The sequence below is a fragment of the Xanthomonas albilineans genome, from assembly GCF_009931595.1.
GTDB lineage: Bacteria > Pseudomonadota > Gammaproteobacteria > Xanthomonadales > Xanthomonadaceae > Xanthomonas_A > Xanthomonas_A albilineans.
Genome location: NZ_CP046570.1, coordinates 3006995 through 3031793 on the forward strand (window position 1 = coordinate 3006995; position 24799 = coordinate 3031793).

The following is a 24799-nucleotide window of genomic DNA, read 5'->3' on the forward strand; positions in this document are numbered from 1 at the left end:
CAGTCCATCGTGCGGCGACTGCTGGTACCACAGCAGTCGCCGCATGCACAGCGCCATTGTCAGCGCCGCCATCCAGATGCGCGACGCCACAGCCTCCAGGCCATCTGGACTCCCAGTGGCGCGCACGCATCACTTCGCGACGTGTTCCACCCCCAACTGATCGAGCACGAACGCGTAGGACTCGGCCAACTCGCGATAGCGGCGGAACCGTCCGGACTTGCCGCCGTGGCCGGCCTCCATATTGACCCGGAATACGATCGGCCGGGTGCCGGTATCGTCCTCGCGCAGCTTGGCCACCCACTTGGCAGGTTCCCAGTACTGCACCTGCGAGTCCCACAAGCCGGTGCCGACGTACATCGCCGGATAGGCCTGGCGCTTGACGTTGTCGTAGGGCGAGTAGCTGAGCATGTAATCGTAATAGGTCTTCTGCTCGGGGTTGCCCCACTCGTCGTATTCGTTGGTGGTCAGCGGGATGCTCGGATCGAGCATGGTGGTGACCACATCGACGAACGGCACCTGCGCCACCAGCACGCGGTAGTCCTGCGGCGCCATGTTCGCCACCGCGCCCATCAACAGACCACCCGCGCTGCCGCCGGCGGCGGCGACACGGTCCGGCGCCGCATAGCCCTGCCGTACCAGCGCGCGGGTCACGTCGATGAAATCGTTGAAGGTATTTTTCTTATGCAACAACTTGCCTTGGTCGTACCAGCGGCGCCCCATTTCCTGGCCACCGCGGATGTGGGCGATGGCATAGACCACACCGCGATCGAGCAGACTGACCACCGGCAGATTGAAGCTCGGATCGGTGGACAAGCCGTAGCTGCCGTAGGCGTACTGGTACAACGCCGCGCGACCGTCCTTTTTGAAGCCCTTTTTGTAGACCAGCGACACCGGCACCTTGACCCCGTCGCGCGCAGTGACCCACAGACGTTCGGTCTGGTATTTGCTGGCGTCGTAACCGATCACCGGCTGCTGCTTGAGCAGTTTGCGTTCGCCGGTGCGGGTATTGAGTTCATACGTCGTGGCCGGCGTAGTCAACGAGGTGTAGCTGTAACGCAACCATGGCGTGTTGGGTTCGGAATTGATCGACAGCCCCATCGAATACGCCGGCTCGTCGACCTTGACGTATTCCTCTTTGCCGTCGACGAAGTGCAGGCGAATCCGCTCCAAGCCATCGGAGCGCTCGGCAATGGCAGTGAAACCATCGAACAAGGCAAACCCCTCGATGAACACGTTTTCGTCGTAATGCAGCCAGGGCTGCCATTGCGCGCGTGCGCTCGCACCATCGGGCGCGGTCATCAGCGTGTAGTTCTTGGCCTTCCAGTTGGTGCGGATCACCCAGCGTCCGTCGAAATGGTCAGCGAAGTATTCGACATCGCGCTCGCGCGGAGCCAGCACCGCGAAGTGTTGCGGGTCGGCGGCAGACGCGTAGCGCTGCTCGGAAGACACGGTGCTTCCCATACTGATGACGATGTACTTGTCGTCGCGGGTACGCTCCAGGCTCAGATAGAAGCTATCGTCCTTTTCCTCGTAGACCAGTGTGTCCTGGGTCGCCGGCGTACCCAGCACATGCTTCTTGACCCGCACGCTGAGCAAGGTTTCCGGGTCGTTCTCGACGTAGAACAGAGTCTTGTTGTCGTCGGCCCAGACCACCTCCGGCGACACACTCGGAATGCGGTCGGCATACACCTCGCCCGTATCCAGGTTCTTGAAACGCACGACATACTGGCGACGACCAACTTCGTCTTCGGTCCAGGCCAGCAGGCGGTTGTCTTGGCTGACCACCGCATCGCCCACGTTGAAATATCCCTTCCCCGCAGCCATCGCATTGACGTCGAGCAGAACTTGCTCCGGCGCGTCCATGCTGCCCTTGCGCCGCGCATGAATCGAATAATCCTTACCACTTTCGTAGCGACTGTAATACCAGTAGCCACGCTCGCGATACGGCACGCTACTGTCGTCCTGCTTGATGCGACCGACGATCTCGGTGTACAGCGTGTCCTCTAGCGGTTTGAGCGGCTTCAGCACATGGTCGGCATAGGCGTTCTCGGCGTTGAGATAGGCCAACATCTTCGGATTTTTGCGCGTGTCGTCGCGCAGCCAGTAATAGGGGTCCTGGCGCACCGCGCCGAACGGCGCCTTGACCGCATGCGGATGCTTGGCTGGGCGCGGCGGTGTGACATCGGTGGCGGAAGCGAAAGAAGTGGTCATGAGCAAGAGCAGGCACGCTAGCAAAGGGCGATACGGCATGTGATGGGGTTCCGGTTAGTGAAACGCAATGGGACTGCGCCCGACAAGGGAGAGACGTCACCGTGCAATGTCGGTCGAGTCTCCCCACAACACCGCATTCTGGCAATACACGCGATGAGTATTTCCGGCCCCGTCACCATCAGCTACCATCGCCGCCATGACCTGTTTGTCCGGCGACACCCCTGCGGCGCCCCCGACTGGACCGGAATACAGCCAGCGCAGCCGCGAGATCGAACCGTTCCACGTGATGGCACTGCTGGCGCGCGCCAACGAACTGGAACACGCTGGCCACGATGTGATCCATCTGGAAATCGGCGAGCCGGATTTCACCACCGCCGCGCCGATCGTCGCCGCCGGTCAGACGGCGCTCGCCGCCGGCCACACCCGTTACACCGCCGCACGGGGATTGCCGGCCTTACGACAGGCACTGGCAGATTTCTACCAACAACGCCACGACATCGACCTGGACCCGGCACGGATCCTGATCACCCCCGGTGGTTCCGGTGCGCTGCTGCTGGCCAGCGCACTGCTGGTGGATCCTGGCAAACACTGGCTGATGGCCGACCCGTGCTATCCCTGCAACCGGAACTTTTTGCGCCTGGTCGAAGGCAACGCGCAGTTGGTCCCGACCGGACCGGACAGCGGCTACCAACTGACGCCCGCATTACTGGAACGGCACTGGAACGCCGCCTGCGTCGGTGCGCTGGTGGCCTCGCCGGCCAACCCGACCGGCACGCTGCTCACGCGTGCCGAGTTGGCAGCGCTGGCGCTGGCGCTGCGCGCACGCGGCGGCCACTTTGTCGTGGACGAGATCTACCACGGCCTGAGTTACGGCATCGACGCGCCCAGCGTGCTGGAGGTCGACGACGACGCCTACGTCCTCAACAGTTTCTCCAAGTATTTCGGCATGACCGGCTGGCGCCTGGGTTGGCTGGTGGCACCACGCGCGGCGGTACCGGCACTGGAAAAGCTGGCACAGCACTTGTACATCAGCGCTTCCAGCATTGCCCAGCAGGCGGCGCTGACGTGTTTTCATCCCGATACGTTACAGATCCTGGAAGCGCGCCGCGCCGAATTCGCACGGCGCCGCGATTACCTGCTACCAGCGTTACGGGCACTCGGCTTCCGCATCGATGTCGAGCCGCAGGGTGCGTTCTATCTGTATGCCGACGTTGGCGCGTTCACCGACGACGCACAAGCGCTCTGCACGCACTTCCTGGAAACCGAGCATGTGGCGCTCACCCCCGGGGTGGATTTCGGCCATCACCGCGCGCACCAGCACGTGCGCATCGCCTACACGCAAAGCCTGCCGCGGCTGCAGGAGGCGGTTGCGCGGATTGCGCGCGGACTGGCGCGTTGGGAGCGCTGAGACGCCGCACTGCATCGGCGTGGCCACGGCCCAGACGATGCAGGACGCTGCGTTCGCGCGGCTGTGCCGGCTGACTTAACTGCCAAACGACACAACCGCTGGTCCGCGGCCTTGCAGGCAGCGGACCACGACGCTCTCACTTGGCAAGATGCTCCCATAGGAAACTGTAAGCCAGCGCCTGCATGTGCGCTTGCTGCGCGTTATTGGCCGCGCCGCCGTGACCGCCTTCGATGTTCTCGTAGAAGGTCACGTCCTTGCCGGCATCGAGCATCTTCGCCGCCATCTTGCGCGCGTGCCCCGGATGCACCCGATCGTCGCGGGTGGAGGTAAGGAAAATCACTGGAGGATAGGCCTTCTTGGGATCGAACAGGTGGTAAGGCGAGAAGGTCCGAATGAATTTCCAATCGTCGGTGTCCGGATTGCCGTACTCGGCCATCCACGAAGCGCCAGCCAGCAGGTGGCTGTAGCGCTTCATGTCCAGCAACGGCACCTGCACAACCACCGCGCCGAACAACTGCGGGTACTGCACCAGCATGTTGCCAGCCATCAGCCCGCCGTTGCTGCCGCCCTCCACCCCCAAGTGCTTGGCCGAGGTGATCTTGCGCGCGATCAGATCCTGCGCGACCGCCGCCATATCTTCATAAGCCTTATGCCGGTTCTGCTTCAACGCGGCCTGATGCCAGCCCGGGCCATATTCGCCCCCCCCACGGATGTTGGCCAAGGCATACACGCCGCCCTGATCGAGCCAGGCGCGGCCCAAGCTACCCGAGTAGCCCGGCGTCATCGAGATCTCGAAGCCACCATAGCCATACAACAGGGTCGGGTGACTGCCATCGCGCTTGAGCTGCTTCGGTCGGATCAGGAAATACGGCACCTTGGTACCATCCTTGGACACCGCGAAATACTGCTCGACTTCGTCCTTGGACGCATCGAAGAAGCTCGGCGTTGCCTTGAGCGTCTCGATGCTCTGCGGACCGCGCTGCACATCGGCCAGCATCAGCGTGGTCGGGGTGAGGAAGTCGGTGACGGTCAGCCAGACCTGATCGTTTTCGTCGGCATCGACCGTTTCGGCAAAAATGCTGCCGAACGCCATATTGCCCACTGGAAACGGCGCACGCGCCCACTCGCCCTCGCCCGGGGTCAGCACCCACAACCGGCTCTTGACGTCGTCGAGAACGTTCAGGACCAGCCGCGACTTGGTCCAGGCGAAGGACTCCAGCGACGTCGTCTTGGTCGGCGCGAACAACACTTGGAACGCACGCTTACCCGCCATGAAGTCGTCGAATTTGGTCACCAGCAAGGCGCCGGCGGGATACGTGGTGCCATCCACAGTCCACGGATCGCGCAATTGCACGGTCAACCATTGCCGGTACACATTTTTGTTGGCCGAATTGGGCACATCGATCTTGCGTAGACGGCCGCCGGCATGGGGATCGCGCAGATACCGTTCGCTGTTGTAAAAGGCCAATACGCGGGATACGAAATCGCGCTCGTAACCGGGGGTGTCGTCGTGCATCGCGAGGATTTGCATATCCTGCGGCTTGCCCTCGTACACCAGCGTCGCGCTCTGCATCGGGGTACCGCGCTTCCACTGTTTGACGATGCGCGGATAGCCGGACGTGGTCATCGACCCGGGACCGAAGTCGGTGCTCACGTAGACCGTGTCGGCATCGATCCAGCCCAGGCGGCCCTTGGACTCGGATCGGAAGAAGCCACCCTTGACCCACTGTTTGGTGCTCAGATCGAACTCACGGGTGACGTCGGCATCGGCGCCGCCGCGCGACAGCGCGATCAAGCAGCGGCGATACTGCGGGCGCAGGCAATCGGCGCCATGCCACACCCAGTTCTCGCCTTCGGCTTTGTTCAACGCGTCCAGGTCCAGCACCGTCTCCCACTTCGGCTCGGGCTTGCGGTACTCCTCCAGGGTGGTGCGTCGCCACAAGCCACGCGTGTGCTCGCGATCCCTCCACAGGTTGTAGTAATAAGGACCGATTTTCTCCACCCACGGGATCTTGGCATCGGAATCCATCACCTCGCGGATACCGGCTTCCCTGGCCTTGAACGCCGGTGTGTCGGCGAGCCGCGCCTCAGCCTTGGCGTTCTGCGTCTTGACCCAGTCCAGCGCCTTGGCGCCGGTGACGTCTTCGAGCCAGGCATAGGGATCTTGGGGCATTGCGGGTTCCTTGGCGGCAACGGAGCCGGCCGTGAGCAAAGCGACGAGCAAGCAAGCCTGCGCGAGAGACGACATGGCGATAGATCCTAGAGAAGGGCCCCGCACCGTATCATGCGTCATTTCGGCCTTCCCCTGCCGAAGGTCAGGCCACGCCGGGAGGCTGTCGCACCCGCCACCGGGCCTGTGTCCGCGGCCGGGCCCGCACCCAGGCCAGCAGCGGCCGCAACGGCATCGGGAAGCGGTGCAACGCCCACCAGGCGCTCAGTGGCATCCCCAGCAACCACAGCGGCCACCAGCCCAGCCATGCGCTGTCTCCGCGCGCGGCGGGCCACACCACAACCATCGCCAGTCCGACCAGCGTCACCTGCTTCAGCAAGCGACACAGGCCCGGATGCGGGACATGAACAAAACGTGACACGGGAATATTCGGCATGACGGTGACTCCGGAGGGACAAGGCGCGCAGCGTGCCGCTGCCACATCTCAAGGACTGCGACGTACCATTGACACGCTGTAAGCGCAAAATTCGTTACGCTCGACCCTACCTCTCGGAACTCCCCATGCGCCTGCTTCCTCTGTTTGCCTCCGTGTTGCTGCTCGGCATCCTCGCCCCTGCGTCGACAGTGCGGGCGAAGTCGCCAGGCCCGGAGCAGGAAGCGGCGCGACCGCCCATCGACCTGCAGCGTTTCATGGGCCGCTGGTACGTGATCGCGCATATCCCGTATTTCGCCGAACGCGGCCATGTCGCCAGCAGCGACGAGTACACGCTCAAGGACAATGGCAAGATCGCCGTGCGCTACCAGTACCGTAAGGGCTTCGACGAACCGCTCAAGGAAATCACCTCTCGCGCCACGGTTAACGAAGGGACCGGTAACCGCCGCTGGACCACCTGGTTCTTCGCCGTGTTGCCCACCAAATACCGAATTCTGGAAGTGGCGCCAGACTATTCCTGGGCGCTGATCGACTATCCCGGACGCGATCTGGCCTGGGTGTTCGCGCGTAGTCCAGACATGAGCCACAAGCAGTACCGCGAATTGGTCGACAAAATGGACCACAAATACGGCATCAACACCGACAAGCTCCTGCGCATCGCGCAACGCCGCGAACAGGTCGGCCGGCTTGGCTTCGAGGTCCCGGAAAAGCCCTGAACGGCCCAGCACTCGCCGATCGATCACCTGGCGCTCAGCGAATTCCCCGGCGCTGCTCGTATGATCGGGGTGCCCTCCCCCACAGACAGGTGCACCACTTGGCCAGCATACTTTCCGAATCCATCGACAACCCAGCCGGCTCCTCTGCCCAAACGGCGATGATACGTGGCCAGGTGTTCGCGCAAAACTGCCCCTCCCGCGCGGTACTGAGCCACGTGACCAGCCGCTGGGGCGTGCTGGTGTTGGTAGGGCTGCGCAAGGGCACGCACCGCTTCGGCGACCTCCGCCGCAGCCTGGAGGGAGTCAGCGAAAAGATGCTGTCACAGACCTTGCATGCGCTGGAAGCGGACGCATTCGTGCAGCGCACCGCCTACCCAGTGGTACCGCCGCATGTGGAGTACACCCTGACTCCGCTCGGCGAAGAGATCGCCGTGCATGTGCATGCACTGGTTGACTGCATCGAGCGCAACATCGGCAGCATTCTCAGCGGTAGCGCCGTAGCAGACGCCCTGCCGGAATAGCCCGACAGGGCGCGGCCACCGACGCTGGCCAGCTCAATCCTCGCTGTAATTGCTCAATGCCAGCGCAAGAAGCGCCTTGGCCTGCTCGCGCAGCGAGCGCGGCTCGACGATCTCGGCGTCGGAACCATAGTGCAGCACATCCATCAACAACTCGCGCGAGACGCTGTACGGCACTTTCAGTTCGTAGCGGCCATCGGGCAAAAATCGCCCTTGTTGCTTGGAGTGCCAGTGCTCGTCGGCGACCCAACGCGCCGCCTTGGGACTGAACACGATCGTGGCCCACCCCTTGGGCGCACCGGAGAAAATCCCATAGCTAGATGAAAGCTGAGAATCCAGTTCGGCGTCGGCGACGTCCTGCGCCGGCGGATCGAGCAACCGCGCATGATTGATACGGTCCACCGCGAAACTACGCACCGCATCGCGACCGTGATCCCAAGCATCCAGGTACCAGTTGTCGCGGTAGTGGGTGATGCGCTGCGGCGAGACGGTCCGTTTGGTCGATTCGTCGGTGGAACGCGCGCGGTAATCGAACGACAGCCGCTTACGCTCCAGCACCGCCGAGGCGACAGTGCGGAAACTGGCCTCGTCGAGCTTACGACCGCGATGCGGAATCACCCGCACCCGCTCCACCGGCCACTGGGTCACCCCAGCCTGCGCGGCGAGCAGGCTCTCGATACGTTGCTGCAACGGCGCCAGCACCGAGGACAACACTCCGCCACCAGTACGCGCCAGCAACTGTTGCGAGGCCAGCAGCGCATGCAGTTCCTCGGAACTCAGCCAAAGCCCGGGCAATTCGAAACGGTCGCTCTCGGCGGATTCGTAGCGGAAACCCGCTTCGCCATCGCCTTCGACCGGTGCCATCAGCGCATCGCGCAGGAACGCCAGATCGCGGTAAACAGTGGCGCGGGAACAGCCCAGTTCGTCCTGCAGCCGCGCCACCGTCACCGGGTAGCGCGCGGACTTGAGCTGGCGGTGCAGTGCATTGATACGTTCGTAGCGGTCCATGGCACAATTATGTCTGAGTCCGAGGCCGAAAACGCCCGCTGCAGCGCAGCCTGGCGCCGCCAGCGACCAAACCGGCAATGCAGCGCATGACCAGGGTGTCATGTGGATCCGGTATGATGAAATCGTTTTCAACTCGTTAGCCGAAGGCTGCGTCCCGCCCCCCTCCGGAGAAAAACTCATGTCCCGCCGTGCCCCCATCGCATCCACCATCGCCTCATTGCTGCTGAGCGCGTCTCCGGCATGGGCCGCCGACACGGCTGCCCCCACGGATCCGGCCAGCTCGCCTTGGAGCGGTTCTGGCGAACTGGGTATCGCGTCCTCGCATGGCAATAGCTCCAACGAGAGCATCAACGGCAGGTTCAAAGGTCAATACGTGGATGGCGACTGGATCCACAGCCTGGACTTGTTCGCGTTACGCGCCAGCGCCGATTACACCAACACCAACGCGGACGGCACGATCACACGCTTGCGCCAGACCACCTCCAACCGCTACACCGGCAGCGCTGGCAGCGCGTTGCAACTCGGCGAGCACCGTCAGTTGACAGCCAACCTGCGCTACGAACGCGACGACTTCGCCACCTACGACCGGCTGGGCACGATCGGTATCGGCTACGGCACGCGGATCATGGACGGCGACCACAAGAGCATCGATGTACAGATCGGCCCCGGCGTACGCCGCGCCCACGACGTGGCGCAGGACCGCACCGAAACCGGGCTGATCGGCCGCGGTCTGGTTGATTTCAAGTATGGACTGACCCACAACACCGAACTGAGCAACACCCTACTGGTCGAATCGGGCGCCTACGACACCTTCGCTCAGGACGACCTGGGCATCTCGGTGAGCATGAACGAACGGCTGGCGCTCAAAGCCGCTTGGCAAGCGCGTTACAACAGCGTCGTCAGTGGCGGAAAGAAGAAGACCGACACCTTGGCCACGATGAACGTGGTGTACAAGTTCAAATAAACCCAGGATTCGGCACCACCCTGCCCTAGACGGCCACGGACGGGTGCCTGCTAGCGCGGGCAGCAGAACCTCCGGGGCAAGTCGCCCGGTCTATGCGAGCAATGCGCCAGCGCCGGCAGCTAGCAGGGCATCGGCCACGGCCTGACCTAGCGCCTGTGGATCCTGCGCGCTGCGCTGTATCTGCGCGCGCACCAGGCGCCCGTCGGCAACGTCACCGACCAGTCCCTGCAGCAACAGATCCTCGCCGCGCCACTGGGCGAAGGCAGCGACCGGAACGTGACAACTGCCGTGCAGCGCGCGGTTCATCGCCCGCTCGGCCTCCACGCAGGTACGCGTCGCAACATCGTCCAACACGGCGAACAACGCGCATGCTGCCGCCATGTCCTGGCGGCATTCCACCGCGATTGCCCCCTGCGCCGGGGCCGGCAGCCAGTCCGGCGCCTGCAGCCGCTGAGTGATGCGACGTTCCAGGCCCAGCCGTTGCAGGCCAGCACAAGCCAGTACGATCGCGTCGTAATCACCATTGTCCAGCTTGGCCAGACGCGTGTTGACGTTACCTCGCAGGTCCAACAGCTGCAGATCAGGACGCCGCGCACGCAGTTGCGCCTGCCGACGCAACGACGAGGTCCCTACACGGGCACCGAGCGGCAGCGCATCCAATGCCGCGTACAGGTTGGAAATCAGCGCATCGGCCGAATCGGCACGTGGCAAGATCGCCGACAGCACGAACGGTCGCTCCAATTCCATCGGCACATCCTTGAGCGAATGCACCGCGCAATCGGCGTCGCCGCGCAGCATCGCCAGCTCCAGTTCCTTCAGAAACAGTCCTTTGCCACCGATCGCCGCCAACGAGCGGTCCAACACTTCGTCGCCGCGCGTACTCATCGGCACCAGCAGCACCTCCAGTTGCGGGTGCGCGCGCCGCAGGCAGGCGGCGACATATTCGCTCTGCCAAAGGGCGAGCGGACTCTTGCGGGTGGCAATACGCAGGATCTTCATCCACGCATTATCACGGAAAGTCGTCTTCCGCCGCTGCCGCAATGGGAATGCGGCACCTTCAGCGCTGACGGATCTCCTGCCGCAACTGCGCCACGCAACGCCTGCTCACTTCCAACGGCTGCTTGCCATGGCGCAGCACCGCCTGTACCTGCCCATCGCCAAGACGGCGCAGTTCGACCAGTTCCTGGCGCGCAACCAAACAGTTGCGATGGATGCGAACGAAGCGCTCGGCAAACTCCTCCTCCAGCGAGCGCAGCGATTCCTCGATCAAATCTTCGCCCCCCGCATGGTGGACCACCACGTACTTCTCCTCGGCCTGGAAATAGTGGATGGTATCGAGCGGAATTAGGCGCAGAATGCCGCGCAAACGCGCGCACAGCTGGGTACGACGCTGCATCGGCACAGCCGCGCTGTCGGCACGCCCAGCTACGAACATGCGGGCACGCTGCAATGCCGCCGCCAGACGCTCGGCACGCACCGGCTTCATCAGATAGTCGATCGCCGCCGCTTCGAACGCGGACAAGGCATGCGCGTCGTAAGCCGTGCAAAATACCACCGCCGGCCGGGGCTCGAACGCAGCAAGGTAGCGAGCGGCCTCCAGGCCATCGAGACCGGGCATCGCAATATCCAGTAACACCAGATCCGGGCGCAACCGATCGCAGGCATGCAAGGTCTCCAAACCGCTGCCGGCCTCAGCCACCACCTCGACACTGGGGTGCTCGGTCAACAGGACACGCAGACGCTCGCGGGCCAGGGGTTCGTCGTCGGCGATCAGCACTTTCACCTGCGTGTCCTCGGTCGGCTGGCGTGCGCGCTGGATGCATAGTAGCGGGCGCCCTTGATACCTGCCATCGGCGGCAAGCGACCCCGCCAGCACCAGCCTGGGCTCAGACGGCAGCGAAACGCGCCGCCATCCAATCGCCAAGATCGGCGACCTCCTCGGGGCAGACCTGATGCGCCATCGGATAACCCTGCCACTGCACCGGCATGCCGAGCGCCCGCAGCGCCTGCGCGGTCTGCTCGGCATAGACCTGCGGGATCACCGGATCGCTCTGCCCATGGGCCATGAACAGCGGCTGCGACAGCGCCGTCGGGGCATGCCAGCGGGCCACCTCGGCAAGTTCCGGCAGATAAGTCGACAGACCGATCAGGCCCGCCAACGGCTGTTGCCTACGCAACCCGGCCGCCAGGGTGATCGCCCCACCCTGGGAGAAACCGGCCAATAGCAAGCGTTCGGCAGGAACACCACGGGCATGCTCGCGCGCGATCAGTTCCTCAACCTGGGCGACCGAGGCCGCGACCCCGCTGCTGTCGGCGCGGTGAGCAAAGTCCATGCTGACAATGTCGTACCAGGCACGCATACGCACGCCGTTGTTGATGGTCACCGCGCGCATCGGCGCGTGCGGGAATACGAAGCGCAACGAAGGCCAACCCGGCCGGACCAGTTGCGGCACCAATGGTGCGAAGTCGTGACCATCCGCCCCCAGCCCATGCAGCCAAAGAACGGTCCAGCGTGGCGCGGCACCGGTTTCGTGTTCCACTGTCTCCAGCATGTTAGCTCCCTATCGTGACGCCAAGCATTATGCCCGGCTCACGCCTCGACGCACCGCGCGGCGGCCTCCCGGCGCAACTCTGCCGCGCGCAACAACACCGCCGGTGGCTGGGATTCTTCTGGAATGGCGAAAATGTGCAACTTGCGCAACCACAGGCCAACCGCGCGCGAGGAACTGATCGCCACCACCGGTACGGCAAGCGCCATGCCGATCACCACTGGCGCCATCCACGCGGCTAGTGACGGCGAGACCGCATAAGCCATGCCGCCCATCAACAGCCCAAACGCGCTCAGCCCGCCGTAGCCGCGCAACAGTGCCCGCCAGGACAGACGGCCGTCGTCGCGTTGCTGCACATCCCAACCGGAATCCTTGCCGGCCAGCACCTCGGCAACACCGCGCGACTGTATGTACATCACCACCGGCGCCATCAACGCAGCCAACAGCGTCTCCAGCAACATGCTCAACAGCGCACGCAATGCGCCGCCGCACCCGCGTCGCTTCTCAGACTTGAACACCATCGCCAGATAACCCAGCATCTTGGGCGCCAACAGCACGAACATGGTCACCGCGAACACCCAGAACATCCGGCTGGAATCCTGCTGGTGCCAGTAGCGTGCAGGCGAAAACGGCGCCAGCACCGAAGCGACTAGATCGATGCCGCCGTTCTGCAGCGGGATGGCGATGCCGATCAACATCAGCATGCCCCACATCGGCGCGGTGAAGTAATGTCCGATACCGACCAGCATGTGCATCCGACTGACCCAGTGCAGACCGCGCGCGGTCACTACCTTGGAGTGCTGCAAGTTGCCCTGGCACCAACGACGGTCGCGTACCAGCAAATCGGTCAACGTCGGCGGACCTTCCTCGTAGCTGCCCTGCAGATACGGCACCATGTGCATTGCCCAACCGTCACGACGCATCAACGCTGCCTCGACGAAATCGTGGCTGAGCACATGACCGCAGAACGGCTTGCGTCCAGGTAGCACCGGCAGGCCAGCGTGCGCGGCAAATGCCTCGGTACGGATCATCGCATTGTGGCCCCAGTAGTTACTCTCCGCACCGTGCCACCAGGCGACACCGAAAGCGATCACCGGACCATAGACACGGCCGCCAAACTGCTGCATGCGAGCAAACAGGGTATTGCCATTGACCACTTCCGGCAGCGTCTGGATCAGGCCGACATCCGGATTGGCTTCCATCCCCGCTGCCAGGCGCACGATGCTATCGCCGGTCATCAGACTATCCGCGTCAAGGATCAACATCTGCGGATAAGCGCCGCCGAAACGGCGTACCCAGTCGGCGATATTGCCAGCCTTACGCCCGGTGTTGCTGGCACGACGGCGGTAGAACAACCGGCCCTGGCCACCGACACGCTCAAGCAGTTCGGCGTAGACGACTTCTTCCTCTGCGCCGATGGCGGGACGCGTGGTGTCGCTGAGGATGAAGAAATCGAAGCGCTCGAGTTGACCCGTGTCCTGCACCGACTCGTAGATCGCCTGCAAGCCGGCCATCAGCCGATGCGGATCCTCGTTGTAAGTGGGCATCAACAAGGCGGTGCGGCAGTGCACGCTGGGCAGCGGCGCATCCGGGTCGATGCCGAGCTTGCGGCCATGGCCGAACACCAGGGTAAAGAACCCGGCCAGCGCACTGACAAAGGACAACGCAATCCAGGCGAACAGCGGAACGAACAACACCATCAGACAGCCTTCGAGCACGCTGACTCCGCCGATCAGCAGGACCTTGCCGATCAGCATGCTGGCATAGGCGGTCATCGCTGCGGTGGTGCCGAAGACATAGAAACGTCGCCAAGCGATGCCCATTGGCGTACTGGGTAGACGTCGATTGAGCAGCTTGCCTTCGCTCAGCGACTGCAGCGGCATTGCTAGCGGTGCCTCCGGCGGCAACACGGCATGACCGGCATCGAGGAACACTGCTGAGGGCATGGGCCGGGACGGAGCGACAGTGCTCATGCCATCCACCGATGGCTTTGGACACAGCCGCGCCAGTATTGGGGCTGTGTGCGCACGGACATCGCGACGTTTAACGTCACAGCCGCACGAACCTTATTATGTTCGCCACTCGATACCACGTTCGCTCGCTCCTGTCGGCAGGCACACCAGTGCCACTGTAAAGCCTAGATAGTATGCTCACGAAGGCTGTTACAGGCGTTGCGGCGGCCCCAGGCGCCAGATCCATTCAGGCATGCCAGCCTTCAACGGACCATAAGATCTCCCCAGGACACGAGCCCCGCCCGGGTTCGGGCCAGACACGGGACAGCCACCACCGGCACGGGCGAACACTTACACCTGCTAAGAAACGTTGGAATCAGCGCTATCGCCAAGCGGCCGAGGCACCAACGGGAAGGCCAGCGTGATCGTGGTGCCGCGACCCAATTCGGAATCGACATCGACAAACCCACCGGCCTGACGCACCAAGCCATAGACCTGGGCCAACCCCAGCCCTGTCCCCTTCCCTTCCGGCTTGGTGGTGAAATACGCCTCGAACAGGCGCGACTTGGTCTCTTCCGACATCCCCTCGCCCTGATCGCTAACCACCAGGGTGACGTACGTACCGGGTTGGCGCATCGCCACCGCGCGCAAAGGCGGCACTTCCAGCGTACCGCAACGGATCCAGACCACGTCGCCCGGGCGGCAGGCATCGCGCGCATTCAGGGCCAGATTCATCACCGCCTGTTCGACCGAATTGCGGTCGGCATAGGTGGTCGCGGGACTGGCGGATGTATCCATCTGCAGCCGCATCTCGCTGCCCAGTGCCTGTGCCAGCAGCGGCTGCATCTGCACGACAAGATCGCACAGGTCCAACCACTCTGGCTTGACCGGATGCGCCCGCGCGAAGCCGAGCAGGCGCCGGGTCATCCGCGCACCATGCTGCAGCGCATCGCCGGCGATGCCCAGCAACCTGCGCTGATCCGGCTGCAGACGCTGCGGTTGGTCGGCGACCATACTCACCGAGGTCATCGCGGTCTGCAGCATGTTGTTGAAGTCGTGAACGACGCCGGCGAGCATCTGTCCGACCGCCTCGCCCTTCTGTGCCTGGGCCATGGCGCGCTCGGCAACGCGCTGCGCCGCCAAGGCGATATCCAGTTGCCCACGCAATTGCGAATGCTGCGCCTGCCAATGCCGTCCAAGCGCCGCAGCCTCGGCCTGCACCACCGCCTCTGTCTCCGCCCCGTCCTCCGCGCGCCCCAGCGTCAGGTCGCCGAGGGTGCGCAGCGCCTGCTCGATTTGACGCTGCGGGGTGACATCGCGACTGATCACCAACACGCTTTCGACCAGTGCCGACGCATTGGCCAGCGGACTGACCATCACATGCCACCACCGTTGCCGCCCATCCTGAGATGGGCGTTGCGCCCAGAATTCGTTCTGCTCGTTGCGTAAGGCCGCAGCAAAGGCGGCATCGGCGAGCGGCTGCATATCTTCTGGCCACAGCCCCACCCAGAGGCGTCCGACGATGCTCTTGGGCTCCGATACCCCAAGCAAGGTCAACCCGTGCGTATTGATCGAACGCACGATGCCATCGCGACCGACTTCTTTGATGCAATCGTGCGAGAGTTCGACGATCTGCCGATAGCGGGCGTGAGTGGACAAGCTGCATCTCGCAGTAATTTAGTGAAATCGAGAATATCGGGATTGCCCCAGCATCACCAGCGCTTCACTGGAAAACCGTGAAGCTGCGTCCACACAGTATTCGGTGGTGACAGCATTATGCGCACGACAGGCGCCCTGGCCACAATTCTTTTGGTTGAAGACGATCAAACCATAAGAGAACTAGCCGCCGACATGCTGACTGCCGATGGATACCGCGTGCTGGCGGCAAGTACAGCGAACGAAGCTATGGAGAAGCTGGCGCGGCACCCGGACGTGGATCTGATCTTCAGCGACGTGCAGATGCCCCGTTGCGACGGCCTCGGCATGGTCCGCCAGCTCCGGCGCAAAGGGATTGCCCTCCCCGTCCTGCTTACCTCGGGCTTGCACACCCCCGAGGCAGGCAATCTACCAACGCAGACCTGCTTCCTGCCCAAACCATACCGCCGCAGCGAACTGCTCGCCGCACTACATCGCTTGCAAAGTGGAACCCTCTAGCCCCGGCAACCTACGCCCGTGCATCATCGAATCGCATACTGGATTTTCCCGCAAGAACAAAACCGTTCAATTCCAGTCGTAAATGCACTGTAACTCGCACCATCTCGCGAATACGCACCAGCATCCCAGAAATGACACCGCGCACAGCAACGATTGCGCACTGGCGCACCATCCTCCCCGCACAGCGAAACTAAACGATTCATTGGCACCCATGTTGCGCATGCGACTGCATGCCAACGGCTTTATGTTCTACCGCCACCCGCTTACCAATGTAGACAAGGCTGTACTTCACGCACCTTTTATTGCGTGAATCGTAGTTTAATCGAACAGCGTCAAATTGCTTCGATACTAGCAAGCGCATCGCCCTTATCCCATGGCCACGTCGCGCGTCCGCGAGGACTCGCAACTGCTGTTGCTTTCCGTGTGACCGTCCCCCCACTGCTCCGACGGAATCGCCATGTCTCCCCGCATCACTACCGATCTTTCCGACAGACAACGCGATAGCCACCCCGTGCTACCTGTACGGCGCCATCGTCACCGTGATACGCGCGGCCGCTTCGTGCGCAGCGCCGAGCTAACTGTCAAGTTACAGTCGACACTACGCCGCGCCAGCCTGTTCGTCACCTCCGAGATGGCCGACTTCATCAAGGCCGGCGGACTCGGCGACGTTGCCGCGGCACTGCCGCGTGCGCTGCACTGCAGTTGCGACATCCGCGTCTTGATCCCCGGTTACCCAGCGGTGCTGCGCAAGACCGGTCCGCTGGAAATTGTGGGCCGGGTCGCTGCGCATGCGGCATTGCCGGCCTGCGCACTTGGTCGCATCGAGCAGCCGGATGGACTGTGCGTCTATGTCCTGCTGTGCCCAGCACTCTTCGAGCGCCAGGGATCGCCCTACGTCTGCAGCCAGGGCCGCGACTGGGACGACAATGCACTGCGCTTCGCCACCCTGTCGTATGCGGCCGCACAAATCGCGGGCGACCGCGCCGGACTGGACTGGACCCCGGACCTGCTGCATCTCAACGACTGGCCATGCGCGCTGGCTGCCGCCTACGTGCGCTGGTCCGGCGGACATACCCCATGCCTGCTGACCATCCACAACCTCGCCTACCAGGGCTTGTTCCCGTATGCGAAGGCGGCGGCGCTGGGCATTCCCAATGAAGGCTTGCAGGATATGGAGTTCTACGGGCAGATGTCGTTCCTGCGCGCCGGCATCGTCCACGCCCACCATGTCAACACCGTCAGCGTCAGCTACGCCGCGCAGATCACCAGCCCGGCACAGGGCTGCGGCCTGGACGCCTTGCTGGCACGGCACGCCGCCAGCGGCCGCCTCAGCGGCATCGTCAACGGCATCGACGCGAGCTGGGATCCACGCACGGACACGCACCTGCAAACCCATTTCGGCATCGGCCAGTTCCAGGGCAAGCACGAGAACGCCGCGCAGGTGCGCCACGCATTCGGCCTGCTCGACAGCGAGGGCCCACTGTTCGCGGTGGTATCGCGGCTGGTCCACCAAAAGGGCCTGGATCTGATCTGCGAGGTCGCGCCGCAGATCGTCGCCGCTGGCGGGCAGATCGTGATCATCGGCGGCGGGGAGCCGCAAATCGAAGCGGCGGTGGCAGCGCTGGCGCATCACTACCCCGGCCATGTCGGCGCGTACATCGGCTTCGAAGAGCAACTAGCGCGGCGCATGTTCGCCGGCTCGGACTTCCTGCTGATGCCCTCGCGCTTCGAGCCTTGTGGACTCAGCCAGATGTACGCTCAGCGCTTCGGCAGCCTGCCGATCGCGCACGCCACCGGCGGCCTGATCGACACGGTGGACGATGGGGTGACCGGTTTCCTGTTCGAAGAGCCATCCGCCGACGGCCTGGGCCGCTGCCTGCAGCGTGTATTCCGCACCTTCCGTCTGCCGGGCCTGCTGCAAGCGATGCGGCGCGCGGCGATGCTACGCCCCAGCGGCTGGGAGTTGGCCGGGCGCAAGTACATGGCGCTGTACGAGCGTACCGCCGCGCCAGTGGCAGCCACGACAACCGGCACCGCGTCGATAGCAACGGCCAGCGTATGAGCGAATGCGAACAGGCCGGGCTCCCTGTTGCGAAATCGCATGTGACGACACACATGCAACTGGATAACCCTCGTCTTGCACGACAAGCGTACGGCGAATGAACATGGCAACGATGCTCGCATCAACCGATAACACCAGTACGAACAGCGCTGCGCCGCGTTGCGGCGCTTGGCCGAGCACCGAGGGCGAGGTTGTCTTCGCGCTATGGGCACCGGACGCCACAGGTGTGGAACTTGTCTTCGACGATGACCGGCGGCAGGCGCTAAGCGCCGTCGGCGACGGCTATTTCGCTGCCACGGTGGCATGCCCGCACGGCACCCGCTACCGCTATGCGGTCGATGGCCATGCGCCGGTACCGGACCCGGCCTCGCGCTGGCAGCCCGACGGCGTACACGGCGCCAGCGCCGTGCTGGCCACCGATGGCTATCGCTGGCGGCACCACGACTGGCAAGGCCGGCCCTGGGCGGAAACGGTGTTCTACGAACTGCACGTCGGCACCTGCGGCGGCTATGCCGGATTACGTGCGCAATTGCCTACGCTGGCAGCGTTCGGCGTGACCGCGATCGAGCTGATGCCGCTGAGCGCATTTCCCGGCCGCCGCAACTGGGGCTACGACGGCGTGCTGCCATACGCGCCGGCGTCGGCCTACGGCCATCCGGACGAACTCAAGGCACTGATCGACGAGGCCCACGGCCTGGGTCTGAGCGTGTTCCTGGACGTGGTCTATAACCATTTCGGGCCGGATGGTAACTACCTGGGACAGTACGCATCGACCTTCTTCCGTGCCGATGCGCCGACGCCATGGGGCGCAGCGATCGACTTCCGCCTGCCACAAGTACAGCGCTATTTCATCGACAACGCGCTGATGTGGCTGCACGAATATCGCTTCGACGGCTTACGCCTGGACGCGGTCCACGCCATCAAGCCCAACGCCTTTCTGGATACGCTGCGCGAGGCAATCATGGCCAGCGTGGAGGATGGACGTCACGTACACCTGGTCTTGGAGAACGAAGCAAACCAAACCAGCTTGCTGATGCGCGGCTATAGCGCACAGTGGGACGACGACTTCCACAACAGCCTACACGTGCTGCTGACCGGCGAACACGAGGGTTACTACGCCGGCTTTGCCGATGCCCCGGCGCAACACCTGGCGCGGGTACTCGGCGAAGGCTTCGCCTACCAGGGCCAGGCCGATCATCGCGGCCATCCCCGCGGCGAGCCCAGCAGCCAGTTGCCACCGCACAAATGCGTGATTTTCGCGCAGAACCACGATCAGATCGGCAACCGCGCCTATGGCGACAGACTCATCACCCAGGTCGCCGAACCGACACTGCGCTCAGCGCTGGCGCTGACTGCCCTGACCCCGATGATCCCGCTGTTCTTCATGGGCGAACCCTGGGGCTGCCGCGCACCATTCATGTTTTTCACCGATTTCCCGCCACCGCTGGACGAGGCCGTACGCGAAGGCCGACGCCGCGAGTTCGCGCAATTTGCCGCATTCGCCGACCCACAGCAGCGCGCGCGCATTCCCGACCCGAATGCGCCAAGTACGTTCCAAACCTCCATCGCCGACATCGGCGACGCCACCCACGGCGACGGTGTGCGCTGGTGCGACTGGTTCGTGGCCGTGCTGGCATTGCGTCGTCAGTACCTGCTGCCTGCACTGACCCAGGCACGTTCGCTAGGCGCGCGCGTGCTCGGGCCGAAGGCGGTTACCGCCGGCTGGCGCATGGGCAGGGACGAATGGCACGTCGCGGTCAACTTCGGTGACACGCCGGTGCCGCTGGACCTGCCCGGCATCGCTGTACACCGGGAAAACACCGGGGAAAACCCGGCGTCCCTGCCACCGGCCGCCTTCGTCGCACACTACCGCTGCGGCAGCGCATCGTGAGCGCAGGCTGTCGCGACGCGATCGCGTCCGTGTGGCCGACGACACCCCGCTGGTGCTCCGCTTCCCCCTACGCTCACGCATACGCTCTGCGATCACACGCACCACCGGCGACAGCGAAGATGCGGTGCGCTTTCCATCTCGATGCAGCCGGCCCGTCCCCATGACCGACGCCGCACTGCATACCCTGGCCAGCGCTGCCGGCCTGCTGGTGAACTGGATCGATGCCAGCGACATCCCGCGCACGGTCGGCGCAGACACACTACGCCTGGTACTGAACACGCTGGGCCTGGACGCACGCGACAACACCGCCTGCCGCGACAGTCTGCGCCGACTACAGGCCGATACCGCCACACCGCCATTGCTGACCACAGACCCGGACGCGGCGCTCGACATCGGCGCTACACCCGGCACGGCGTACCGACTGGAACGCGAAGACGGCTTGCACCTGGAAGGCCATTTCGATGCACATGGTCGCCTCGCTGCACCCGCCGCACCCGGCTACTGGGCCCTACTGCATGGCGAACGCCGCACCACCGTGGCGGTGGCGCCGCCGCGCTGCTACAGCGTCGCCGACGCAGTCGGCATCCACGACCCGCGGCGTTGGGGGCTATCGCTACAGGTCTATTCGACACAAGGTGCGCACGACGCCGGCATTGGCGATGCAGACGGCGTGGCCACCTGGGTCACACGCATCGCCGCAGCCGGTGGCGATGCCATCGCCCTCAGCCCGGTCCACGCGGCGGCTCCGGTCGGCACGCACTACAGCCCGTATTCGCCGAGCGACCGCCGTTTCCTCGACCCACTGCAAGCCGCACCGGCGCACGTCCTCGGCACGCTCGCCACGCAGCGCGCCATAGAAACAGCCGGACTGACGCAGAGCTTCGCCGCGGCACAGGCACGCCCGCTGATCGACTGGCCCGCCTCGGCCACAGCAAAATGGCGCTGCTTGCGTCAGTTGCATGCCGATTTCGGCCACGCCGACGCCGCACTGCACGCGGACCTGGCGAACTTCGAGCACGATGGCGGAACCGCGCTGCGCGAATACGCCATCTTCGCCGCGCACGCCTTCGGCGATACCGATCCGGCCCTGCATCGCTTCGCGCAGTGGCTGGCCGCACGCAGTTGGGCCAGCGTGCAGCGGCAGGCGCGGGCAGCCGGCATGGGCATCGGCCTGATCGCCGACCTGGCGGTGGGCTTCGACCCACACGGCGCCGAAGCCGCGGCCTGGCCAGAAGCGGTGTTACATGGCCTGGAACTTGGCGCCCCCCCGGATGCGTTCAACCGCGACGGCCAGGCCTGGGGCATCAGCGGCTATGCGCCGAACGCACTGCGTGCCAGCGGCTATGCGCCCTTCATCGCCCTGTTGCGCGCGGTACTGCGCGACCGTGGCGGCGTGCGCATCGACCATATTCTGGGCCTGCTGCGACTGTGGGTAATCCCAAGTGGCACGTCCTCCACCGATGGCGTGTATCTGCGCTATCCACTGCACGACCTGCTGCGCCTGCTGGCGTTGGAATCGTGGCGGCACCGCGCCATCGTGATCGGCGAAGACCTGGGCGTGGTGCCGGACGGCATCCGCACAGAGCTGTCCCAACGCGGCGTGATGGGCATCGACGTACTGCTGTTCACTCGCGACCCAAACGGCGCCTTTCTGCCACCGATGCAGTGGCGCCACGACGCCATCGCCACCACCACCACCCACGATCTGCCGACCCTACGCGGCTGGTGCCAAGGCAAGGACATCGACTGGCGCGCACGCCTGCAGTTGTGCGATGCCACCCAGCAACGCATCGACCATCTGACACGGCATGCGGATGTGGCACAGATGGAACGCGCCTGTGCCGCCGCACTGCCGCCGGGACAAACCATCGACCCGGAACAGATGGCACTGTGCTTCGTCGGCGCCACACCTTCGCCGCTGGCGCTGTTGCCCGCCGAGGACGCACTCGGCCTGGACCAGCAACCCAACCTGCCCGGCACCATCGACGGCCATCCGAACTGGCGTCGACGCCTGCAATCCCCCGACGCGGACACCACCGCGACAACGCTGGCGACGCGCCTAGATGCCTTCGCGCAGACACGCCGCCACGCATCCGTCACCGCCACTGACGCGCCAACCACCGACGCATGTGCATGATCCCGCTGCGCGCGACTGCCCGCCTGCAACTGCATGCTGGTTTCACCCTCCACGATGCGGCCACGCAGGTGCCTTACTACGCCGGCCTAGGCATCAGCCACCTGTATCTGTCGCCGATCGGCACCGCCGTGCCCGGCTCGACCCACGGCTACGACGTGACCGATCCGCGCCAGGTCAACCCCGAATTGGGCGGCGAGCCGGCGCTACGACACCTGTCCGAACAAGTCCGCGCGCATGCCATGGGCCTGATCCTGGACATCGTGCCCAACCACATGGCCACCCATCCGAACAACCCGTGGTGGTGGGACGTCCTCAGCCACGGCCGGCGCAGCCGCCATGCCAACTGGTTCGACATCGACTGGCGCGCGCCCGGACGCGACGGCAAGCTATGGTTGCCCGTTCTGGACCGCCCCTACGCGCAAGCACTGCGCGAGGGCGCACTACAACTGGGTGTGACCGAGGACGGCAACGTGCGCGTGGAGCACCACGATCAACGTTTCCCGATCCGCCTGGAAGGCGCGATCGCCCAGGCATCGCCCGCCACGCGCCAAGTCTGGGCGGCACAGCTCAACGCTACCGCGCAGACGGGCGAGGACGCACTGCACCGCCTACTCGAACGTCAATGCTACCGCCTGGCCTGGTGGCGGGTCGGCAACGACATGCTCAACTACCGCCGCTTCTTCGACATCACCTCGCTGGCAGCGCTGCGCGTTGAGCGGCAGGAGGTATTCGCCGCCGTCCACGCACTGCCCTTGCGGCTGGTCGCCGAGGGCCACCTGGACGGGGTCCGCGTGGACCACGTCGATGGACTCGCAGACCCCACCGGCTACGTGCAACGGCTGCGCGCGCAACTGGACCGCGCCGGACGCAAGCGTGGCGTCGGCACCGACGGCATCGCGCTGTATCTGGAAAAGATCTTGGCCCCGCACGAACGTCTGCGCACCGACTGGCCGTGCGACGGCAGCACTGGCTACGACGCCATGGACCAGATCGCCGGTGTATTACACGATCCCGCTGGCGCCGCGCCGCTGACCGCGCTGTGGCGGCGTTGGAGCGGACGCAGCGGCGATTTCGACCAAGAGCAACGCACCGCGCGCGAAGAGATTCTGCAAGGATCGCTGCAAACCGAATTCATGCGTGCGGTGCAGGCGCTGACCGCTGCCGCGCGACTGGATCCGCTCACCCAAGAATTCAGCTCGCAGATGCTGGCGCGCGGTCTGGCCGCAATATTGCGGCACTTCACCGTCTATCGCACCTATGCCGGCGCCGACGGTCTGGACAAGACCGAGGCGGCACGCCTAGCACAGGCGGCGCTACGCGCACGCACCGACACCGACACCGAGCCGCAGCTCTGCGCGGCGATCGACGCAATCGAGCGCTGGAGCCGAGAAAACCACGGCAGCGACAAGACCCACGTGGCGTTGTGGCGCATGCTGCGCCAGCGCATCGAGCAGTTGTCGGCACCGCTCAACGCCAAGTCGGTCGAAGACACCGCGTTCTACCGGCATGGCGTGCTGCTCTCGCGCAACGAGGTCGGCAGCGATCCGGCGCTGTTCGCACTGGCGCCAGCCCACTTCCATGCCGGCAATGCCGCACGCGCGCAGCAGCATCCGCGCGCGCTGCTGGCCACCGCCACCCACGACCACAAGCGCGGCGAAGACCTGCGCATGCGCCTGGCCGTGCTCAGCAGCCAAGCGCCGTGGTGGGAAGCGCAAGTCGCGCGATTCCAGACACTCTCGGCGAACCTGTTGCCAGTCGGTCCCACCGCCCCCTCGCCCGGCGACCTGCTGATGCTGTGGCAGATGCTGGTCGCGGCCTGGCCGCTGGAATTGGCGGTCGACGATCCCGATGGCCTGCGCGCCTACGCCGAACGCATCGGCGCATGGCAATGCAAGGCCGCGCGCGAGGCCAAGCTGCGCACCTACTGGACCTGGCCGGACCAGGCCTACGAACGCGACGCGCGTGCCCTGCTCGACACCACGTTGTTGCACCCCGCTGGCGCTGCGCTGCGCGATGCGCTGGCGCAGGCGGCGGCGGCACTGGCCCCGGCAGGCGCACTCAACAGCCTGGTGCAGACCACGCTGCGCCTGACATTACCCGGCATCCCCGACCTGTACCAAGGCAGCGAAGGCTGGGATCTATCGCTGGTGGATCCGGACAACCGTCGCCCAGTGGATTACCCGCTGCGTCACGCCTGGCTACGCGATACGACCGCGCCTTCGGTGCTGTTGCGCGACTGGCACAGCGGACACATCAAAGCCTGGTTGATCGCACACCTGCTGCAACTACGGCGCGCGTATCCAGTGTTGTTCGCGCAAGGCAGCTATCGCCCGTTGCAGGCGCACGGCACTCGCGCCGAACACGTGCTGGGTTTCGTCCGCGAACACGCAGGCGACAGTCTGGTCGTCGTGCTGCCGCGGCTAACCGCAAGCGCACAGGCACTGGATCCAGCCGCACCGCTGCAACCGCGACTGGACTGGCGTGACACCTTGCTGACACTGCCAACGGCACAGTATCGCGCCGTGCTGACCGCAACCACCGTCGCAGCATCGAACGCCACACCGGCATCGACGCTGTTCGCCGATTTCCCACTGGCCGTGCTGGCCACCTTCCCCTGATCCGCAAG

Annotated in this window: 18 protein-coding genes; 9 read left to right on the forward strand and 9 right to left on the reverse strand. The window is 64.5% G+C overall.

The annotated features are described in order from the left end of the window. Nucleotides 1-129: 129 nt before the first annotated feature. Complete coding sequence (locus XaFJ1_RS12550; protein ID WP_012917052.1) at nt 130-2211, reverse strand: S9 family peptidase; 2082 nt, start codon at nt 2209-2211, stop codon at nt 130-132. A 196-nt stretch (nt 2212-2407) separates the two neighbouring features. On the opposite strand from XaFJ1_RS12550, the gene XaFJ1_RS12555 reads away from it, so the two are divergent. Beyond that, nucleotides 2408-3619: a pyridoxal phosphate-dependent aminotransferase gene (locus XaFJ1_RS12555; protein WP_012917053.1), complete on the forward strand. Its 1212-nt coding sequence runs from the start codon at nt 2408-2410 to the stop codon at nt 3617-3619. 136 nt (nt 3620-3755) lie between these two features. On the opposite strand, the gene XaFJ1_RS12560 is transcribed toward XaFJ1_RS12555, so the two are convergent. Then, nucleotides 3756-5867 (reverse strand): prolyl oligopeptidase family serine peptidase, encoded by a 2112-nt coding sequence (locus tag XaFJ1_RS12560; RefSeq protein ID WP_012917054.1) that lies wholly within the window; start codon nt 5865-5867, stop codon nt 3756-3758. A 67-nt stretch (nt 5868-5934) separates the two neighbouring features. Further along, a complete protein-coding gene (locus XaFJ1_RS12565) occupies nt 5935-6225 on the reverse strand; it encodes a hypothetical protein (protein ID WP_012917055.1) in 291 nt (96 codons plus the stop codon). A gap of 125 nt (nt 6226-6350) precedes the next feature. On the opposite strand from XaFJ1_RS12565, the gene XaFJ1_RS12570 reads away from it, so the two are divergent. Both XaFJ1_RS12570 and XaFJ1_RS12575 read left to right on the forward strand, forming a co-directional pair. Then, nucleotides 6351-6938: a lipocalin family protein gene (locus XaFJ1_RS12570; protein WP_012917056.1), complete on the forward strand. Its 588-nt coding sequence runs from the start codon at nt 6351-6353 to the stop codon at nt 6936-6938. An 89-nt stretch (nt 6939-7027) separates the two neighbouring features. Beyond that, on the forward strand, nt 7028-7459 hold the full coding sequence (locus XaFJ1_RS12575; RefSeq protein WP_253328172.1) for a winged helix-turn-helix transcriptional regulator: 432 nt from the start codon (nt 7028-7030) through the stop codon (nt 7457-7459). A gap of 33 nt (nt 7460-7492) precedes the next feature. Here XaFJ1_RS12575 and XaFJ1_RS12580 read toward each other — a convergent pair whose 3' ends face one another. Continuing rightward, nucleotides 7493-8464 (reverse strand): helix-turn-helix transcriptional regulator, encoded by a 972-nt coding sequence (locus XaFJ1_RS12580; protein ID WP_012917058.1) that lies wholly within the window; start codon nt 8462-8464, stop codon nt 7493-7495. Between the two features lie 178 nt (nt 8465-8642). Here XaFJ1_RS12580 and XaFJ1_RS12585 point away from each other — a divergent pair, with 178 nt between their 5' ends. Further along, complete coding sequence (locus tag XaFJ1_RS12585; protein ID WP_012917059.1) at nt 8643-9428, forward strand: DUF481 domain-containing protein; 786 nt, start codon at nt 8643-8645, stop codon at nt 9426-9428. A gap of 90 nt (nt 9429-9518) precedes the next feature. Here the strand turns inward: XaFJ1_RS12585 and hemC are convergent, their stop codons facing one another. From hemC to XaFJ1_RS12610, 5 genes are all read right to left on the reverse strand, one after another. Beyond that, nucleotides 9519-10427 carry a hydroxymethylbilane synthase gene (gene hemC, locus XaFJ1_RS12590; RefSeq protein ID WP_012917060.1) on the reverse strand — a complete coding sequence of 303 codons (909 nt, stop codon included), beginning with the start codon at nt 10425-10427 and terminating at the stop codon, nt 9519-9521. A 58-nt stretch (nt 10428-10485) separates the two neighbouring features. After that, nucleotides 10486-11211 carry a LytR/AlgR family response regulator transcription factor gene (locus tag XaFJ1_RS12595; RefSeq protein ID WP_012917061.1) on the reverse strand — a complete coding sequence of 242 codons (726 nt, stop codon included), beginning with the start codon at nt 11209-11211 and terminating at the stop codon, nt 10486-10488. Nucleotides 11212-11314: 103 nt separating this feature from the next. Continuing rightward, nucleotides 11315-11980: an alpha/beta hydrolase gene (locus XaFJ1_RS12600; protein ID WP_012917062.1), complete on the reverse strand. Its 666-nt coding sequence runs from the start codon at nt 11978-11980 to the stop codon at nt 11315-11317. A gap of 38 nt (nt 11981-12018) precedes the next feature. Further along, on the reverse strand, nt 12019-13923 hold the full coding sequence (mdoH, locus tag XaFJ1_RS12605; RefSeq protein ID WP_230596947.1) for a glucans biosynthesis glucosyltransferase MdoH: 1905 nt from the start codon (nt 13921-13923) through the stop codon (nt 12019-12021). Nucleotides 13924-14289: 366 nt separating this feature from the next. Then, nucleotides 14290-15588 carry a two-component system sensor histidine kinase NtrB gene (locus XaFJ1_RS12610; protein ID WP_012917064.1) on the reverse strand — a complete coding sequence of 433 codons (1299 nt, stop codon included), beginning with the start codon at nt 15586-15588 and terminating at the stop codon, nt 14290-14292. A 117-nt stretch (nt 15589-15705) separates the two neighbouring features. Between XaFJ1_RS12610 and XaFJ1_RS12615 the strand changes: the two genes are divergently transcribed. The 5 genes from XaFJ1_RS12615 (at nt 15706) to treY (ending at nt 24791) form a co-directional block, all read left to right on the forward strand. Then, nucleotides 15706-16083, forward strand: coding sequence for a response regulator (locus XaFJ1_RS12615; RefSeq protein WP_045757006.1), 378 nt, complete (start codon nt 15706-15708; stop codon nt 16081-16083). A gap of 457 nt (nt 16084-16540) precedes the next feature. Next, nucleotides 16541-18145, forward strand: a complete 1605-nt coding sequence (glgA, locus tag XaFJ1_RS12620) for a glycogen synthase GlgA (RefSeq protein ID WP_045757007.1) — start codon at nt 16541-16543, stop codon at nt 18143-18145. A 103-nt stretch (nt 18146-18248) separates the two neighbouring features. Further along, nucleotides 18249-20036 (forward strand): malto-oligosyltrehalose trehalohydrolase, encoded by a 1788-nt coding sequence (treZ, locus tag XaFJ1_RS12625; protein WP_425476762.1) that lies wholly within the window; start codon nt 18249-18251, stop codon nt 20034-20036. A gap of 160 nt (nt 20037-20196) precedes the next feature. Continuing rightward, entirely contained in the window at nt 20197-22173 is a 1977-nt protein-coding gene (gene malQ / locus XaFJ1_RS12630; protein WP_012917067.1) for a 4-alpha-glucanotransferase, read from the forward strand. Then, on the forward strand, nt 22170-24791 hold the full coding sequence (gene treY, locus XaFJ1_RS12635; RefSeq protein ID WP_012917068.1) for a malto-oligosyltrehalose synthase: 2622 nt from the start codon (nt 22170-22172) through the stop codon (nt 24789-24791). The genes malQ and treY overlap by 4 nt, the downstream gene beginning before the upstream one ends. Nucleotides 24792-24799 lie beyond the last annotated feature (8 nt).